Genomic DNA, 1,104 nt, shown 5'->3' on the forward strand with positions numbered 1-1,104 from the left:
CGACCTCGACGCCCTGGCGGAGCAGCTCGCCCAGACCGGACCGGTTTCGACCTCGACGACCTCGACCTCGACGCGCTGTCCGGGCAGCTCGGTGACGAGGCCGCGGTGGACGCCCGGACCCTGCAGCAGCTCGAGAAGGCGCTCCGGACTCGGGGCACCGTCCGCCGCGGATCGGACGGGCAGCTCCAGCTCACCCCGAAGGCGATGCGACAGCTCGGGAAGAGCCTGCTCAAGGACGTCGCCGAGCGGATGTCCGGCCGTCAGGGCGCGCGCGACCTCCGTCGGTCCGGCGCCTCGGGCGAGCCGTCCGGTGCGACCCGGGCGTGGGAGTACGGCGACACCGAGCCGTGGGACGTCACCCGGTCGATCACGAACGCCCTCACCCGCACCGCGGCCGAGGGTCGGACCGGCCCCGGCGTCCGGCTCACGATCGACGACGTCGAGGTGCAGGAGACCGAGGCCCGGACGCAGGCCTGCGTGGCGCTCCTCGTCGACACCTCGTTCTCCATGGCGATGGAGGACCGCTGGGTCCCGATGAAGCGCACCGCCCTCGCCCTGCACACCCTCGTGTCGACCCGGTTCCGCGGCGATGACCTGCAGATGATCGCGTTCGGCCGCGAGGCCGAGGTCATGGACATCGAACACCTCGTCGGACTCGACGCGATGTGGGACAAGGGCACGAACCTGCACCACGCGCTCCTGCTCGCGAACCGGCACTTCCGGAAGCACCCGACAGCGCAACCGGTGCTGCTCATCGTCACGGACGGCGAGCCGACCTCGCACCTCGAGCCGAACGGGCAGGTCTGGTTCAACTACCCGCCCGACCCGATCACGATCGCGCTGTCCGTCCGGGAGCTCGAGAACGCCGGTCGACTGGGCGCGCAGACCACGTTCTTCCGTCTCGGAGACGACCCGGGACTGGCGCGGTTCATCGATGCGATGGCGAAGTGCGTCGACGGCACGGTCGTGGCACCGGAGAACGACGACCTCGGCGTGGCCGTGGTCGGCTCCTACCTCGGTTCGCGCCGAGGCGGTGGCGCGTTCGGTGGAAGCCTCTTCGGGGGCTCCGGGCGCGACGACTGGTCGTTCTGAGCCGGCGGGTGA

The 1,104-nt window shown here is 71.2% G+C and carries 1 pseudogene; it reads left to right on the plus strand.

Going from position 1 to position 1,104, the window contains the following annotated elements:
* Positions 1–1,092: pseudogene (locus tag I59_RS19800) on the plus strand (VWA domain-containing protein); the annotation flags it as partial.
* Positions 1,093–1,104 lie beyond the last annotated feature (12 nt).

Source organism: Curtobacterium sp. B8, from assembly GCF_000333315.1.
GTDB classification, from domain to species: domain Bacteria; phylum Actinomycetota; class Actinomycetes; order Actinomycetales; family Microbacteriaceae; genus Curtobacterium; species Curtobacterium luteum.